The organism is Delftia sp. 60 (assembly GCF_002754395.1).
GTDB lineage: Bacteria > Pseudomonadota > Gammaproteobacteria > Burkholderiales > Burkholderiaceae_C > Comamonas > Comamonas acidovorans.
Map to the genome: position 1 here is coordinate 5710274 of NZ_PEFD01000001.1, position 16436 is coordinate 5726709.

General features: G+C 67.0%; 16 protein-coding genes and 1 tRNA gene. 13 read left to right on the forward strand and 4 right to left on the reverse strand.

Going from position 1 to position 16436, the window contains the following annotated elements:
- The first annotated feature begins 71 nt into the window (after positions 1 to 71).
- Together creD and CLV01_RS25715 are read left to right on the forward strand one after the other, a co-directional pair.
- Entirely contained in the window at positions 72 to 1505 is a 1434-nt protein-coding gene (gene creD, locus CLV01_RS25710) for a cell envelope integrity protein CreD (protein WP_099732916.1), read from the forward strand.
- Positions 1502 to 1744, forward strand: coding sequence for a hypothetical protein (locus CLV01_RS25715; RefSeq protein WP_099732915.1), 243 nt, complete (start codon positions 1502 to 1504; stop codon positions 1742 to 1744). Before creD ends, CLV01_RS25715 begins: the two co-directional genes overlap by 4 nt.
- 21 nt (positions 1745 to 1765) lie before the next feature.
- Here CLV01_RS25715 and mutY read toward each other — a convergent pair whose 3' ends face one another.
- From mutY to mutM, 3 genes are all read right to left on the reverse strand, one after another.
- The gene (gene mutY / locus CLV01_RS25720; RefSeq protein WP_099732914.1) at positions 1766 to 2836 is read right to left on the reverse strand and encodes an A/G-specific adenine glycosylase; all 1071 of its coding nucleotides are present in this window, start codon (positions 2834 to 2836) and stop codon (positions 1766 to 1768) included.
- Positions 2837 to 2840: 4 nt separating this feature from the next.
- A complete protein-coding gene (locus tag CLV01_RS25725) occupies positions 2841 to 4838 on the reverse strand; it encodes a dynamin family protein (protein ID WP_013800863.1) in 1998 nt (665 codons plus the stop codon).
- Between the two features lie 336 nt (positions 4839 to 5174).
- A complete protein-coding gene (gene mutM, locus CLV01_RS25730) occupies positions 5175 to 6005 on the reverse strand; it encodes a bifunctional DNA-formamidopyrimidine glycosylase/DNA-(apurinic or apyrimidinic site) lyase (protein WP_012207227.1) in 831 nt (276 codons plus the stop codon).
- Positions 6006 to 6066: 61 nt separating this feature from the next.
- Here mutM and CLV01_RS25735 point away from each other — a divergent pair, with 61 nt between their 5' ends.
- The 7 genes from CLV01_RS25735 to pth all read left to right on the forward strand — a co-directional run bounded on the left by CLV01_RS25735 (position 6067) and on the right by pth (position 11996).
- On the forward strand, positions 6067 to 7854 hold the full coding sequence (locus CLV01_RS25735; protein WP_180288454.1) for a tetratricopeptide repeat protein: 1788 nt from the start codon (positions 6067 to 6069) through the stop codon (positions 7852 to 7854).
- On the forward strand, positions 7851 to 8399 hold the full coding sequence (locus CLV01_RS25740; RefSeq protein ID WP_254662014.1) for an outer membrane lipoprotein LolB: 549 nt from the start codon (positions 7851 to 7853) through the stop codon (positions 8397 to 8399). The genes CLV01_RS25735 and CLV01_RS25740 overlap by 4 nt, the downstream gene beginning before the upstream one ends.
- A 70-nt stretch (positions 8400 to 8469) precedes the next feature.
- Entirely contained in the window at positions 8470 to 9333 is an 864-nt protein-coding gene (gene ispE, locus CLV01_RS25745) for a 4-(cytidine 5'-diphospho)-2-C-methyl-D-erythritol kinase (RefSeq protein WP_099732912.1), read from the forward strand.
- 29 nt (positions 9334 to 9362) lie between these two features.
- Positions 9363 to 9439 (forward strand) — tRNA-Gln (locus tag CLV01_RS25750).
- Positions 9440 to 9483: 44 nt separating this feature from the next.
- Positions 9484 to 10443, forward strand: coding sequence for a ribose-phosphate pyrophosphokinase (locus CLV01_RS25755; RefSeq protein WP_012207231.1), 960 nt, complete (start codon positions 9484 to 9486; stop codon positions 10441 to 10443).
- A 173-nt stretch (positions 10444 to 10616) separates the two neighbouring features.
- A complete protein-coding gene (locus tag CLV01_RS25760; RefSeq protein ID WP_013800859.1) occupies positions 10617 to 11246 on the forward strand; it encodes a 50S ribosomal protein L25/general stress protein Ctc in 630 nt (209 codons plus the stop codon).
- 126 nt (positions 11247 to 11372) lie between these two features.
- Positions 11373 to 11996 (forward strand): aminoacyl-tRNA hydrolase, encoded by a 624-nt coding sequence (pth, locus tag CLV01_RS25765; RefSeq protein WP_099732911.1) that lies wholly within the window; start codon positions 11373 to 11375, stop codon positions 11994 to 11996.
- Between the two features lie 4 nt (positions 11997 to 12000).
- On the opposite strand, the gene CLV01_RS25770 is transcribed toward pth, so the two are convergent.
- The gene (locus CLV01_RS25770) at positions 12001 to 12264 is read right to left on the reverse strand and encodes a YfhL family 4Fe-4S dicluster ferredoxin (protein ID WP_012207234.1); all 264 of its coding nucleotides are present in this window, start codon (positions 12262 to 12264) and stop codon (positions 12001 to 12003) included.
- Positions 12265 to 12572: 308 nt separating this feature from the next.
- Here CLV01_RS25770 and CLV01_RS25775 point away from each other — a divergent pair, with 308 nt between their 5' ends.
- Genes CLV01_RS25775 through CLV01_RS25790 form a run of 4 tightly spaced genes read left to right on the forward strand, consistent with a single transcriptional unit; the run spans position 12573 to position 16377 of the window.
- Positions 12573 to 13535 (forward strand): ABC transporter permease, encoded by a 963-nt coding sequence (locus tag CLV01_RS25775; RefSeq protein WP_013800857.1) that lies wholly within the window; start codon positions 12573 to 12575, stop codon positions 13533 to 13535.
- Entirely contained in the window at positions 13532 to 14455 is a 924-nt protein-coding gene (locus CLV01_RS25780; RefSeq protein WP_034396870.1) for an ABC transporter permease, read from the forward strand. Before CLV01_RS25775 ends, CLV01_RS25780 begins: the two co-directional genes overlap by 4 nt.
- 15 nt (positions 14456 to 14470) lie before the next feature.
- Entirely contained in the window at positions 14471 to 15523 is a 1053-nt protein-coding gene (locus CLV01_RS25785) for an ABC transporter ATP-binding protein (protein ID WP_099732910.1), read from the forward strand.
- The gene (locus tag CLV01_RS25790) at positions 15520 to 16377 is read left to right on the forward strand and encodes an ATP-binding cassette domain-containing protein (protein ID WP_099735053.1); all 858 of its coding nucleotides are present in this window, start codon (positions 15520 to 15522) and stop codon (positions 16375 to 16377) included. Before CLV01_RS25785 ends, CLV01_RS25790 begins: the two co-directional genes overlap by 4 nt.
- The last annotated feature ends 59 nt before the right edge of the window (positions 16378 to 16436 follow it).

The following is a 16436-nucleotide window of genomic DNA, read 5'->3' on the forward strand; positions in this document are numbered from 1 at the left end:
CTTCACACACTTCATTCCGGCCACACAGCCCCCGCCCAGACTGCGTCCACGATCAACGAACGGGATGTGGAATGAAGAACCGACTGCTTGCCAAAGGCGTGGCCCTGCTGGTCATGCTGGGCCTTTTGATGCTGGGCCTGGGCCTGATACACGACGTGGTGCGGGACCGCATACGCAACCGCGACAACGCCGTGCAGGGCGTGGTCGCCAGCCTGGCTGGCCGCCAGACGCTGATGGGCCCGGTGCTGGTGCAAAACTGCACCGAGACCACGGGCGTGGAAAAAGGCAGCAAGACCGAGTGGACCACGCGCCAGTTCCAGCGCATGCTGCTGCCCGACCAACTGCGCCACCAGGCCACGGCGCGCATGGAGGAGCGCTCGCGCGGCCTGCACCAGGTCAGCACCTATGCCATGCAGGACAGCATCAGCGCCAGCTTCACGAACGCCGCCCAGTACCTGGAAAAGCCCTCCATCGACACGGCGGCCAACCAGACCGTGCGCTGCGGCGCACTGCGCGTGGCGCTGTCGCTCACCGATCCGCGCGGCATACGCTCGGCCACCATCGAAGCCGATGGCAAGAGCCTGGACGTGGGCCCCGGCACATCACTGGAGCGCTACTCGCAGGGCCTGCAGGCGGAACTGGCGCCGGCCCTGCTCAAGAAGGACGGGCCCCTTGAACTGAAGATTGCCCTGGAACTGGTGGGCACCGAAAAGCTGGCCTTCGTGCCGCTGGGCAGCCACAGCCAGGTCCAGTTGTCGGCCGACTGGCCCCATCCCTCGTTCGGTGGCAGCTTTCTGCCCAACCGGCGGGAGATCAGCGACAAGGGCTTCGAAGCCAGTTGGAACCTCTCGGCCCTGGCCTCGTCCTCACGCCAGGCCTTTACCGACCAGCAGCCGCTGTGCCAACCCGGCCGCCGCGACATGGAGGAATACGCGGCCACCGCCCATGCCCCCAACAGCGGCCCTTGCCTGGAATCGCTGGACACCGACTTCGTGGACCCCATCAACGCCTACTCGTTGAGCGACCGCGCCACCAAGTACGGCCTGCTCTTCGTAGTGCTGACCTTCGTGGCCGTCGGCCTGTTCGAGGTGCTCAAGCAGCTGCGCGTGCATCCCATCCAGTACCTGCTGGTGGGATCGGCGCTGTGCAGCTTCTTCCTGCTGCTGATCAGCCTGTCGGAGCACATGGGATTTGCCAGCGCCTACGGTATTGCCGCCTCGGCCTGCGTGCTGCTGCTGGGCTACTACGCCAGCCACATCCTGGGCAGCCTGCGCCGCGGCCTGCCGTTTGCGGCGGGCATCGCCGCACTCTACGGCCTGCTGTACGTGCTGCTGCAACTGGAGCAAAGCGCGCTCATCGTGGGATCGATCGCGCTGTTCGCGGTGCTGGCCCTGATCATGGTCTGCACGCGGCATGTGGACTGGTATGCCTTCGGCCGGCAGGATGGCGACCGCGGCGGTGAAGGCGCGGGCACCCCACCCACCGTGGGAGCGCTGCAGCCATGAGCACCATCACCGTCATCAGCGATATCCGCAGCCCGGACAATCAGGCGCTGGAGCGCCAGCGCTGCGAGCAGGCCTGGCAACAGGCCGTGCAAAGCGGGGATCGCCATGCCCTTGGCTCCCTGCGCCTGCACATTGCCGACGCCACCGCACGCGCCAGGCGCACGCCCGGCGCACGGGAACAATGGCTGGCCTGGATGCTGCTGCGATGCGCCCTGCTGCTGCCGCGCCGCAGGTTCTAGCCAGCAGGTCCGGCCGTGGCCTCAGCCCGCGAATTGCGCATCCAGCAGCTTGCGCACGGGGGCTGGCAGGCCCATGTCGGCCCAGGCCCCGGCATCGGCCCAGCAGCCCTGGCCGTCCGGCGTGGCGGCATCGATGCCGCCGCCCTGCACGCGCAGGCGCACCGGATGCAGGTGCAGATCGCGGTGGGTGAGCACATGCAGGAAGGCGGGCAGATCGGTCCAGTCCAGGGGCGCCGTTCCCGGCCAATGCTGTGCCGCCGCCTGCTCCAGCGCCTCGCGCCCGTTGAACACGGGCGGCGCATAAAGCCCCGCCCAGATGCCCTGCTGCGGACGGCGCTCCAGCCAGACGCGGCCCTGCCCGTCCACGGCGATCAGCAGCCACCAGGCCTCGGAACTGCGCTTGAGCTTGCGCGTTCGCACGGGATAGTTTTCGGGATTGCCAAAGCGCGCCGCGCGGCACTGCGGCTGCAGCGGACAGACCAGGCAGCTGGGCTTGCGCGGCGTGCAGATGGTGGCACCCAGGTCCATCAGGCCCTGGGTATAGCGGGGCATGGCCTGCTGCAGGTCCTCGGTGGGGCACAGTTGCTCGGCCAGGTCCCACAGTTCGCGCTCGTTCCTGGCAACAGCCAGATCGGCATCGAAGGCCAGCACGCGCGTGAGCACGCGCCGCACGTTGGCATCGAGGATGGGCACACGCTCGGAAAAGCAAAAGGAGGCGATGGCGCCCGCCGTGGACCGGCCTATGCCGGGCAGCGTGGCCAGATCCTCGGCCCTGCCGGGAAAGGCACCACCCCAGTCCTCGACCACAGCCTGGGCACAGCGGTGCAGGTTGCGCGCGCGGCTGTAGTAGCCCAGGCCGCTCCACAGCGCCAGCACCGCGTCCTGCGGTGCGGCCGCCAGGCTGGCGACATCGGGGAAGGCATCGAGAAAGCGCTGGTAGTAGCCCAACACGGTACTCACCTGGGTCTGCTGCAGCATGATTTCGGAGAGCCAGACGCGGTAGGGATCGCGCGTCTGCTGCCAGGGCAGGTGATTGCGTCCATGCGACGCCTGCCACTGCACGACGGGCGTGGCAATCGAGGGAAAGGTCAAGATATCAAGCAGTCAGTGAGGTTTCCTGTGCAGCCTTTGCCAGGCCGGGGAAGGCAGGCGTGGGCGACAGGGGTTGCAGCAGTTCCATGGTGGCCTGCCCCAGCTGCAGCTGCAAGGCCGTGAGCTGTTCGTCGGCGGTCTCGATCTCGGCAATGCGTTCCACCAGGCCCGAGGCCGCATTCTGGATGCGGTCCACCGCTTCGATGCGGCGGGCAAAGCTGCGCTTGCGCTCCTTCAATTGGGCATCGAGCTGGGCCGTGGCGGATTTGCTCCACATGTCCACGTCGTTGGCCGCAGACTCGAACACCGTGCGCAGCCGCATCGCCAGCGCCTTGATCAGGCGCTGCGCAAACGCAGGATTGCTGCGCCTGAGCGCGTGGCCCAGGCCCAGGTACTGGGTATAGCTGGCCTCGATGCGCTGCAGGTCGCCGCCGAACTCGGCCAGTTCCAGCTGGGCCGGAGCCTGCAGCGAGAAGCCGAACTCGGCATTGAGTTCCTTGAAGGTCGCGCCCAGCATGGACTGGATCTCTCCGGCCTGCGCCTGGGCCCGGGTCGCCACGGTGCGCAGGCGCTCGAAGGTTTCGGCATAGACCTTGCGGGCGCCCAGCTTCAGGCCGCGCTGCTCCAGCGCATCCTTGAGATCGACCAGTTCCTGCTTGAGCGCGCTGGAACCCAACTGGCGGAAGATGTCGCGCAGCATGCGCATGTGCACCAGCCGCACGGCTTGGATCCTGGCGGCGCTGGCATCGAAATCCTGCTGCTCGCTCTCGATGCGGTGGCGCATGGAGGCGATGACGCTGGCATTCTTGCCGCGCAGGCTGCGAAGCTCGGCCATCTGGTCGTCCAGGTCGCGGCGGCGGATGTTGAGCACGCGCTCCACCTCGACCTGCAACTGCTGCACATTGGCCCTGACGGCCGTCTGCAGCACCTTCTGGCGCTGGCCCATGATGCCTTCGGCCAGCATGTTCTCGAAAACGGGCAGTCCGCTGGCCTGCAGCAGCGCATCGTTGCTGGAGACCTTGGCCACCAGGCCCTTTTGCGCCGACACGGGCAGCACCCGCTCCATGGGCAGGCCCAGCATCTGTGCCGACTCCTGACGCTGGCGCTGCAGTTGCGCCTGCACCTGCGACGCGGAACTCAGGCTGTCCCAGAGCGTGTCTATCTTGTTGAGCACCACGAGGCGGGAGTCGGCCAGCGCATGCTGGCCGGAAGCCACATCGGGCGGCAGCACATGGTCGCGCCAGATGGCCAGATCGGACTTGGTCACGCCGGTATCGGCCGCCAGAACGAAGACCACGGCATGGGCCTGGGGGATCAGGTTGACGGTCAGCTCGGGCTCGGCGCCCACGGCATTCAGGCCGGGCGTGTCCAGAATGACCAGACCCTGCTTGAGCAGGGGATGGGGCATGTTGATCAGCGCATGGCGCCACATGGGCACCTCGACCAGGCCCTGCTCATCCACGAAGGGATTGCCGCCCTGGTCCTCGTCATGCCAGAAGCCCCAGGTCCGCGCCAGTTCCACGGAAACCTTGCGCACTTCGGCCACCTTGGCCAGCGTGTCGGCGATCTGCTGGGCATTGTTCACGTCGAGCGGCAGTTGCAGCCAGGCCTCGGGACGGGCGCGCCACTGGCCCAGGCTTTCCAGCGATTCGCGCGTATCGATGGGCAGCAGGCGCAGGCTGGGCTGCAGCTCTGCTTCCCAACCCAGCTCGGCGGGGCACATGGTCGTGCGCCCTGCGCTGGCCGGCATGAGGCGGCGGCCATAGTGGGCGAAGAAGACCGCATTGATCAGCTCGGACTTGCCGCGCGAGAACTCGGCCACGAAGGCCACCATGACCTTGTCGCCACGCACCTGGGCTTCCAGCCGCTGCAGCCGCTCCTGCACCGCGACATCCAGCAGCTCCTGGGACTGCAGCCATTCGCGCAGCGCATGCAATTGCTGCGCAAAGCCGCGGCGCCATGCGCCGTGCTGGTCGAATTGCTCGTTGAATGATGGTCCCACGTGTTTCCCCCGCCATTGCATCGCCAATGTCTGCCGATGCCTAGTGATCGCCTCGACATTGCGCCGCAAGCGTGATGCCTGTTCTCTTCAAAATATAGCACCGTCGCCCCGTTTTGCCTGCTGCGGCGCCCCAAGGCCGGCCCCTGGAGCGGGGGGATTAAGGACAAAATATCGTTTATTTACAAATGAAACAATATTTCACCATCAATCCGCAGCGGTTGGTGCCTGAAATTTACAGAAACAGGCGTTTTCGGCAAATGCTTCGCGGGACCTCCCGCAATGCAGCCGCAACAGGCGTTACGAGACGTTGAGAATTCGCTCCGTTTTTTGAAGCGATCATCCCGCCTTCTGGCACCGCGCGCAGAAGTAGGTGCTGCGCTGCCCCTGGCGCAGCATTTGCACGGGCGAGCCGCAATGCGTGCAGGGCAGGCCTTCGCGGCCATAGACCTTGGCCTGCAGCTGGAAGTGGCCAGCCATGCCGTCGGGCGCGGAGAAATCGCGCAGCGTCGTGCCGCCCTGCTCCACTGCCAGGGCCAGCACGCGGCGGATCTCCTCGAACAACCGGCGCACCTTGCGCGGCCCGACCTCGCAGGCCGGCTGCGTGGGCGCGATGCGCGCCATGAACAGCACCTCGGACGCATAGATATTGCCCACGCCCACGACCACGCTGCCGTTCAGCAGCAATTGCTTGATGGGCGTGCGGCTGGCCTTCAGGCCGGCCCGGAAGGTCTCGAACGAGAAGCTGTCATCCAGCGGCTCCATCCCCAGATGATCCAGCAGCCTGCGCGCCCAGGGATCGCTCTCGGCCGCCACATACATCACCGCACCAAAGCGCCGCGGATCATGCAGCCGCAGCAGGCCCTTGCTGGTCTGCAGGTCGAAATGGTCATGCGTTCCTGCTGGCCCCAGCGGTGCTTCATGGGGGGCCACGAAACGCAGGCTGCCCGACATGCCCAGGTGCAGCATCAGCAGGCCCTCGCTCAGCTCCATCAGCAGATACTTGCCGCGCCGGCGCACGCCGTGCACATCGCGCCCGGCCAGCAGCTCGGGGGCAATGCCCAACGGCCAGCGCAAGGGCTTGCCCAAGGCCACGGATTCAATGCGCGCTCCGGCGATCTGCGCGGCAAAAGCGCGCCGCGTGACTTCTACTTCTGGCAATTCAGGCATGCGATCCGGGTTGTGCTGTAGTTGTGCGAAATGTGGTCTGGGCTTCGATTATTATGGTTCGATGGATCATCGCCTTCGCCTTCAGGGACTTGCCGTGGCAGCAGCCCTGGCCATGGGTTCCGCCACTGCCTGGGCACTCCCGGGCAAGACCGCAGCCACCATCGAGACGGAATCCCCCGAACCTCCCTCGTCCGCCGCCGCCTCTGCGGAGGACGATCGCGCCGCCCTCAACGCCGAGCTGTTCTACGAGATCCTGGTCGGCGAGATCGCCGCCAGCGAAGGTGCGCTGGGCGACGCCCAGGCCATGATGATGGAGGCCGCACGCACCAGCGGCAGCGAGCAGTTGTACCGGCGCGGCACCGAGCTGGCGCTGCAGTCGCGCTCAGGTGAACGCGCCCTGGCCAATGCCCGTGCCTGGCTCGACGCCTTTCCCCAGTCCCGCGACGCCAACCGCTTCGTGCTCCAGATCCTGGTGGCACTGAACCGCATCGCCGATACCGGCAGCTATCTCAAGCGGGAGATCGAGGCCACGCCTGCGCCCTCCAAGCCCGCCACCTACCTGGGCATCACCCAGCTCTACAACAACGCCAGCGACAAGGCCCTGGCGGCCGATGTGGTCGAGCAGGCAATGGCTGGCGAGACCGACAACCCCGCCAGCGGCCCCCTTGCCTGGGCCACCATCGGCCACATGCGCCTGGGCGCCGGGCAGAAGGCTGCCGCCATGCAGGCCGTGCAAAAGGCACAGGCGCTGACACTCGATACCGGCCCCGTGGCCCTGCTGTCCATGGAACTGCTGGAAGCCGGCATGCCCGAGGCGGAGCCCATCGTCAAACGCTACCTGGCCAAGAACCCTTCAGCCCAGATGCGCATGGCCTATGCCCGCGTGCTGCTGGGCCAGCAGCGCATGGACGAGGCCCGCCAGCAGCTGGTCTCCATCACCGTGGATTCCCCCGACTACGCCGAAGCCTGGGCCACCCTGGCCGCACTGCAGCTGCAGTCCAACGATGTGGACGCAGCCCAGGCGTCCACCGAGCGCTTCGGCAAGCTCGTGCCGCAGATTCCCGCCGGTGTGGCGCGCAGTGCGGCCCAGTCCCAGTACTACCTGCTGCAGTCCCAGATTGCAGAAAAGCAGGGCAAGTTCGCCGAGGCCGACGCCCTGCTGCGCCGCATCGACGACGCGCCCAACCTGCTGAGCGTGCAGGCGCGCCGTGCCGCCCTGCTCGCGCGCCAGGGCAAGCTCAAGGAAGCCCGCGCCCTCATCGAGGCCGTGCCCGCCAGCGGCCCCAGCCAGCAGCGGCTCAAGCGCCTGGCCGAAGTGCAGCTGCTGCGCGATGCCAATCAGAATGCCCAGGCCTACGCGCTGCAGGCCGAGTTGCAAAAGCAGGACCCTGAAGACGCCGAGCTCGCCTATGACACCGCCCTGCTGGCGGAGCGCATTGGCAAGCATGACGAAATGGAGCGGCTGCTGCGCGGCATCATCGCGCGCCAGCCCGATTTCCAGCACGCCTACAACGCGCTGGGCTACTCCTTCGCCGAACGCGGCATCCATCTGGATGAAGCCGAAAAGCTCGTCGGCAAGGCGCTGGAAATGTCGCCTGGCGACCCCTTCATCACCGACAGCCTCGCCTGGGTGAAATTCCGCCGGGGCGACCTGGACGAAGCCCTCAGGCTGCTCGAAAGCGCCTACGCATCACGCCCCGACGTGGAGATCGCCGCACACCTGGGCGAAGTGCTCTGGGCCAAGGGTGATCGCGAACGCGCGCAGAAGATCTGGCGCCAGGGCCTGGCCACCAGTCCCGACAACACCACCCTGCGCGAAACCCTGCGCCGCCTGGGCGTCTCGCTTTGAGCTACCGCGCCGTGCCCGGGTTGCCGCATCCCGCCCTTGCACGCCGGCAGCTGTGCGCCACGGCGGCCGCCGCCGCACTGCTGGCCCTGGCCGGCTGCGCCCTGCCACCCCGCCAGCTGCAGGCCGACGCAACCGCCCCCACCGCTGCAGGCCACTGGGCGGGCCGGCTGGCGCTGCAGGTGGAAGATGCGCAAAACCAATCCTTCAGCGCAGGCTTCGAGCTGCTGGGCACCCCCCAGCGCGGCGAGCTGCTGCTGTTCACGCCCCTGGGCTCGACACTGGCGCGCCTGCTCTGGGAGCCGGGTCAGGCAAGCCTGCAGCAAGGCGAGGAGCGCAAGACCTCGGACTCGCTGCCCGCCCTGGTGCAGGAGCTGACGGGTAGCGATCTGCCCATTGCCGCCCTGTTCGACTGGCTGCAGGGCCGGGCCACCGCAGCCGCAGGCTGGCAGGTCGACCTCTCCCGCATGGAGCAGGGCCGCCTGTCCGCCCGGCGCAATGACCCGCAGCCGCCGGCCGCGCTGCGCATCGTGCTCGACACGCCCTGATTTCCGCCGGGCGCGCCTGCTCCATCCCCACCGGCCGCCCCTGCCTCTTTTTCCTCATCCTCTCCAGCCCATGCGCTCGCTCCACGACGTGCCGGCTCCGGCCAAGCTCAACCTGTTCCTCCACATCACCGGCCGCCGCGCCGATGGCTATCACCTGCTGCAATCGGTCTTCATGCTGTTGGACTGGCATGACACGCTGCATTTCGACAGGCGTGGCGACGGCCAGATCAGCCGCGAGGACCTGTCGGGCATGGCACTTCCTGCCGACGATCTCATCGTGCGGGCCGCACGGGCCCTGCAGCAGGCCACCGGCTGCAGCGCGGGCGTGCATATCGGCGTGGAAAAGCGCCTGCCGGCGCAGGCGGGGATGGGCGGGGGCTCGTCGGATGCGGCATCGACCCTGATCGCACTGAACCGCCTGTGGCAGTTGAACCTGACGCGGCGCGAGCTGCAGCGCATTGCACTGGACCTGGGCGCCGATGTGCCCTTCTTTCTGTGCGGCAACTCCGCCTGGGTGGAAGGCATAGGCGAGCACATCACGCCGCTGGAACAGGCCAATGCCCTGCCGCCCCAGCGGTTCGTGGTGGTCAAGCCCGAGGCGGGGCTGGAGACCCTGTCCATCTTCCGCGACGCAACCCTCAAGCGCGATCATGCCCATGCTACAATCGAAGACTTTGCTGCAGATCACTATGGCTTTGGCCAAAACGACTTGCAGCCTGTCGCCGAAAGGCTGCAGCCTGAAGTGAAAAAAGCCATCGATTGGCTAAAATCACTAAAACTGCATGCTAGAATGACGGGCTCAGGAAGTGCAGTATTTGCACCACTGACGCAAACGATTGACTTAAAGGATGCCCCTGGCGCCTGGAACGTCAGAGTTTGCAGCAATCTGCAGGCCCATCCTCTCAAGGATTGGCTGAAAGATGAAAGTTTATAGGCTGTCTGCCTGCGGCAGAAGGCCTGTGTAGGGGAGTCGCCAAGTTGGTAAAGGCACCGGATTTTGATTCCGGCATGCGAGGGTTCGAGTCCTTCCTCCCCTGCCAAACGTCTTTCGCGTCAAGGCAAACCCATCGTACTGGGGCGCTCAATGCATTCACATCATCCTGACATCATGGTCTTCACCGGCAATGCCAATCCTGGCATGGCCACTGAAATCGTTCAGCACCTCGGCACCACGCTGGGCGCAGCCGACGTGGGTCGTTTCTCCGATGGAGAAGTCGCCGTCGAGATCAAGCAGAACGTGCGTACGCGCGACGTCTTCGTCGTGCAATCCACCTGCGCACCGACCAACGACAACCTGATGGAACTGCTGGTCATGGTGGACGCGCTCAAGCGTGCATCGGCCGAGCGCATCTGCGCGGTGATTCCCTACTTCGGCTACGCCCGCCAGGACCGCCGCCCGCGCTCCACCCGCGTGCCGATCACGGCCAAGGTCGTGGCCAACATGCTGCAGGCCGTGGGCGTCGAGCGCGTCCTGACCATGGACCTGCACGCAGACCAGATCCAGGGTTTCTTCGACATCCCCGTGGACAACATCTATGCCACGCCGGTGCTGCTGGGCGATCTGCGCCAGAAGAACTACGAAGACCTGATCGTCGTCTCCCCTGACGTCGGCGGCGTGGTCCGCGCACGTGCGCTGGCCAAGCAGCTCGGCTGCGACCTGGCCATCATCGACAAGCGCCGCCCCAAGGCGAATGTCTCCGAAGTCATGCATGTCATCGGCGATATCGACGGCCGCAACTGCGTGATCATGGATGACATGATCGACACCGCCGGCACGCTGGTGAAGGCGGCCGAAGTGCTCAAGCAGCGCGGCGCCAAGAGTGTCTATGCCTACTGCACGCACCCGATCTTCTCGGGTCCGGCCATCGAGCGCATCGGCAACGGCAACGCCCTGGACGAGGTCGTGGTGACCAACACCATTCCCCTGAGCGCCGAGGCACAGGCCTGCGGCAAGATCCGCCAACTGTCCGTGGCACCCCTGATTGCCCAGACGATCCAGCGGATTTCCACCGGTGATTCGGTGTTGAGCCTGTTCTCTGAATAAAATATCGGCCCCTGTGGTCGGAACCCAGCAAACCTCCTTCGGGAGGTTTGCGCGTTCCGGAGTGGTTTCAGGACCACCCCGGGACACCGCAAGAGCAGCCTGGTCCGCATCGGACAGGCGTTCTTTTATCAACGGATGAGGCTGGTCGCGGTCCATCCATCTAGGAGTTAGTTATGCAATTCGTCGCTTTTGAGCGCGCCAAGCAAGGTACGGGTGCGAGCCGCCGTCTGCGCAATTCGGGCAAGGCCCCTGGCATCGTCTACGGCGGTGCTGCCGAAGCCCAACTGATCGAAATCGATCACAACGCCCTGTGGCACGCCCTGAAGAAGGAAGTGTTCCACTCCAGCATCCTGGACATGGAAGTCAACGGCCAGACCTCCAAGGTCGTGCTGCGCGACGTGCAATTCCACCCCTACAAGCAGCTCATCCTGCACGTGGACTTCCAGCGCGTTGACGACAAGACCAAGGTTCACCTGAAGGTGCCGCTGCACTTCGAAGGCATGGAACAGTCCCAGGCCGTCAAGGTCGAGAACTGCACGATCACTCCCCTGGTCCATGAACTGGACGTGGTGTGCATGCCCGCCCAACTGCCCGAGTTCATCACCGTGGACCTGAGCGGCCTGACTTCCAAGTCCACCCTGGGCCTGCAAGGCGTCAAGCTGCCCAACGGCGTGAAGGCCGTGGTGCGCGGTTCCAACAAGAACCCCGCCCTGATCTCCATCAAGCTGCCCGAAGTGGCTCCTGATGCATCGGCAGCTCCCGTGGCAGCCCCGGCCGCTCCGGCCAAGAAGGGCAAGAAGTAATTCTTGGCTTTCCCTTGCGGTGGCCCCGGCTGCCGCAAACCTGCAAAAGGCCCACCTCGCGTGGGCCTTTTGCATGGGGGAGCACCCCCGCCCGCCTGCTGCGGCCGCCATGGAGATAATCGCCCGATGATCAAATTGTTTGTCGGCCTGGGCAACCCCGGGTCGGAGTATGAGGACACCCGCCACAACGCGGGCTTTTGGTGGATTGATGCGCTGGCGCGCGAACTCAAGGTCCATCTGGTGCCCGAGCGCAGCTACTTCGGCCTCATGGCCCGTGCCAGCGTGCGCGGCGAGAACGTCTGGCTGCTGCAGCCGCAGACCTTCATGAACCTGTCGGGCAAGTCGGTGGGCGCGCTGGCGCGCTTCTTCAAGATCCTGCCCGAGGAAGTCCTGGTGGTCCATGACGAACTGGACTTCGAACCCGGCCAGGTCAAGCTCAAGCGCGGCGGCAGCCACGGCGGCCACAACGGCCTGCGCGATATCCATGCCCAGCTGGGCTCGGCCGACTACTGGCGGTTGCGCATCGGCATAGGCCACCCGGGCCACAAGGCCGAAGTCGCCAACTGGGTGCTCAAGAAGCCCGCGCCCGACCAGCGCCAGCTGATCGAGGACAGCATCGCCCACTCCCTCAAGGCCTGGCCCGAACTGCAGGCCGGCAACATGGACAAGGCAACCTTGCTGATCCACACCACCAAGCCGCCGCGCCCCAAGCCCGCACGCCCGGCCACGGCCGAGAGCGACAAGGGCTGAACGTTCAGGAAGAAGCGGGAGCCTGGGACTGCAGACGCAGGTACTTCTGCATCAGCGTCTCGCGGTCTTCCACATGGGCGGGATTCACGGGAATGCAGGCCACCGGGCAGATCTGCACGCACTGGGGCTCATCGAAATGCCCCACGCACTCCGTGCACTTGCTGTGCTCGATCTCGTAGTACTCCTCGCCCATGGAGATCGCATCGTTCGGGCACTCGGGCTCGCAGACATCGCAGTTGATGCATTCGTCGGTGATCATCAAAGCCATGGCAGGTCCCTCGCAAGTGCCAGCCACGCTCCGGGCCGGGCGGGCCCATGCGCCCCGAACGGGCCTTGCAGCAAGGTGGCATCAGTCATGCCGCCATTATCCTGTCCGCCACATAAGCATGGAGGCTGCACGGGCAAGCCCGGCGCCCTGAAATCGATGGCCGCGTCCCCGTCCATCGGGGCCCTGCCGCTTCAAAGGCCGCTATGCTGCGCGCATGGGCCATGCGCAGTACCATTCGGGCCCTTCCAAGAACAACCCACCCACTCCGCCGACGTGACCGCCACCCACCCTGCCGAGGCCGATTGCCCATGAGCATCTTTCTGCTCAAGCGCCTGCTGATGCTGGCAGCCACGCTGCTGGGCGCATCGGCCGTGGTTTTCGGCGTGCTGGAAGTGCTGCCCGGCAATGCCGCCCAGACGCTGATGGGCCCCGATGCCGCGCCCGAGGCGGTGCAGGCGCTGGCCGTGCAACTGGGGCTGGACCAGCCGGCCTGGCAGCGCTACCTGCAGTGGCTGCAGGGGCTGCTGCACGGCGACATGGGCCTGAGCTACGCCTATAGCACGCCGGTCAGCGAGCTGGTGCTGGAGCGGCTGGCCGTCACCGTGCCGCTGGCCGTGATGGCCATGCTCATCACGACCGTGCTGGCACTGGCCGCCGGCATCTATGCCGCCTCGCGCCACAACCGCTGGGGCGACCTGGGCATCATGGGCCTGGCACAGGTCGGCATCGCCATCCCCAATTTCTGGTTTGCCATCCTGCTGATCCTGGTGTTCTCGGTGAAGCTGCAATGGTTTTCCGCCGGCGGCTTTCCCGGTTGGAGCGAGGCCGACGGCGGCGGCCCGCTGCAGGCACTGCAGGCGCTGCTGCTGCCGGCCATCTCGCTGGCCGTGGTGCAGGCGGCCATCCTGGCGCGCATCACGCGCTCGGCCGTGCTGGAGGTGCTGCGCGAGGACTTCGTGCGCACGGCCCGCGCCAAGGGCCTGTCGCGCCGTGCCGTGCTCTGGGGCCATGTGCTGCGCAACGCCATGATTCCCGTGCTCACGGTCATGGGCCTGCAGTTCGCCCAGTTGCTGGCAGGCACCATCGTGGTGGAGAACGTGTTCTACCTGCCGGGCCTGGGCCGGCTGATCTTCCAGTCCATCGCCAACCGCGACCTGATCGTGGTGCGCAACTGCGTGCTGCTGCTGGCGGCCATGGTGGTGGTCATCAACTTCATCGTGGACGTGCTGTACGCGGCCATCGATCCGCGCATCGAGGCCAGCGACGTATGAGCCAGCCGCACAGCCCTCCTTCGCCCCCGCCCTCCGCCTCGCAAGCGGGCCATCGGCCCACGCGGGCCGTCACCCTGGGCGCGCCCGCCGGAGCGGGCCGGCGCATGCTGGGCCACCGCAGCTTCCTGCTGGGAGCGGTGCTGACCGCGCTGCTGCTGCTCACGGCCCTGCTGTCTTTCTGGTGGACGCCGGGCTCTGCCTACGACATGGACATGGACGCCAAGCTGGCTGCACCGGGCGCCCTGCACTGGCTGGGCACCGACGCCTATGGGCGGGACGTGGCCTCGCTGCTGTTCCTGGGCGCGCGCAGCTCCATCCTGGTCGGCGTGATTGCCGTGGGCATCGGGCTGTCGATGGGCGTGGCGCTGGGCCTGGTCGCGGCAGCCTGCAGGGGCTGGGTGGAAGAGACCATCATGCGGCTGGCCGATTTCAGCTTTGCCTTTCCCGCGCTGCTGTCGGCCATCATGCTCACGGCCGTGTTCGGCGCGGGCATCGTCAACGCCATCATTGCCATCGGCATCTTCAACATCCCCACCTTCGCACGCATCACGCGGGCATCGGCCAAGGCCGTGTGGGCACGCGAATACGTGCTGGCCGCACGCGCCTGCGGCCATGGCCGCGCCAGCATCACCTGGCGCCACGTGCTGCCCAACATCCTGCCGGTGCTGGTGGTGCAGGCCACCATCCAGTTCGCGCTGGCCATTCTGGCCGAGGCCGCCCTGTCCTATCTGGGCCTGGGCACGCAGCCGCCCCAGGCCTCCTGGGGCCGCATGCTCAGCGAGGCGCAGACCCTCATGTTCCAGGCACCGCTGCTGGCCGTGTGGCCGGGCCTGGCCATTGCGCTGTCGGTGCTCGGGCTCAACCTGCTGGGCGACGGGCTGCGCGATCTGCTCGACCCGCGCCTGTCGCGCCAGCGCTGAGGAAGGCACGCGCCCATGCCCCTGCTCGAAGTCTCCGGCCTCACCATCACCTTGCAGACCCCGCGCGGCCGCGCGCGCGCCGTGCAGAACCTGGAGTTCATCCTGGAGCGCGGCGCCACGCTGGGCCTGATCGGCGAGTCGGGCTGCGGCAAGTCGCTGACCGCCCTGGCGCTGATGGGCCTGCTGCCAGAGCATGCCCAGGTGGACGGCAGCATCCAGCTCAACGGCAAGGAGCTGCTGGACATGGACGAGAACGCGCTGTGCCGCCTGCGCGGCAACCGCATGGCCATGGTGTTCCAGGAGCCGATGACGGCATTGAACCCCGTGCACGGCATCGGCCGCCAGGTGGCCGAGCCGCTGCGCCATCACCTGCGCCTGGGCCGCCAGGCCGCGCGCACGCATGCGGTGGCGCTACTGGAGCGCGTGGGCATTGCCCGTGCGGCCCAGCGCTATGACGACTATCCGCACCAGTTCTCGGGCGGCCAGCGCCAGCGCATCACCATCGCCATGGCCCTGGCCTGCGGGCCCGACCTGCTGATTGCCGACGAACCCACGACGGCGCTGGACGTGACCGTTCAGCAGCAAATCCTGGACCTGCTTCAGGAACTGGTGGCCGAGCATTCCATGGCCCTGCTGCTGATCTCGCACGACCTGGGCGTGATCGCGCAGAACGTGGAGCAGTTGCTGGTCATGTACGGCGGCAGCGTGGTCGAAAGCGGCATGACCGAGGCCATCTTCGCGCGCCGCGCCCATCCCTATACGCGCGGCCTGTTCGCGGCCAGGCCCCAGCTGGACCTGTCCGCCCCCGGCAGCCTGCCACCTGCCCGGCTGCCCACCATTGCCGGCACCGTGCCCGAGCTGGTGGACCTGCCGGCCGGCTGCGCCTTCGCGGGCCGCTGCAGCTTCACCGAGCCGGCCTGCCACAGCGAGCGCCCGCGCCCCGTGGTACTGGAGCGCCCGCAGCGGCCCACGCCCGCATCCCTGCAGGCTTGGGCACAGCCGCATGTGGTGCGCTGCCTGCGCCCCGAGGCCATTGCACAGGGCCTGCCTGCACAGGAATGCGCATGACAGGGCACCCCCTCCAGGCGCCACCGGGCCAGACGCCATCGGCCTCCGATGTACCCCTGCTGCAAGTGACAGGCCTGGCCCGCAGCTACCAGCTGCCGCGCCGGTCGCTGTGGCGCGCGCCGGAGCAGGTGCATGCGCTGCGCGGCGTGGATTTCACGCTGACGGCGGGGCGCAGCCTGGGCGTGGTGGGCGAGTCGGGCTCAGGCAAGTCCACGCTGGCACGCCTGGTCATGGCGCTGGACACGCCCAGCGCCGGCAGCGTGCGGCTGCTGGGCCAGGATCTGCACAAGTTGGACCGCCAGGCACTGCGGACGGCACGCCGCGACTTCCAGATGGTGTTCCAGGACCCCTACGGTTCGCTGGACCCGCGCATGACGGTGGAGCACATCGTCTGCGAACCCCTGCTCGCACAGCCTGCGTCGCCCGAACGCAGCGCCCGGCGCGACCTGGCCCGCGCCACGCTGGAACAGGTCGGCCTACGTGCGCAGGATCTGGACAAGTACCCGCACGAGTTCTCGGGCGGCCAGCGCCAGCGCATCGCCATTGCGCGGGCATTGATCACACGGCCCCGCCTCATCGTGGCCGATGAGCCCGTGAGTGCGCTGGACGTATCGGTGCAGGCCCAGGTGCTGAACCTGCTGCACGATCTGCAGCAGCAGCTGGGCCTGTCCTATCTGTTCATCAGCCACGACCTGGCCGTGGTCCAGCACCTGTGCGATGACGCCATCGTGCTGAGCGAGGGCCGCATCGTCGAGCGCGGAGCGCCGCAGCAGCTGTTCCACGCCCCGCAGCACCCGTATACGCAGGCCCTGGTCCGGGCCGTGCCGCGCATCGCCCTGCAGCACCGGGCCTGAAAGCTGACGGCCGCCCGCGCGGACCAGGCCCCCAGGGCCACGCACCCGTGCGCCGTGGT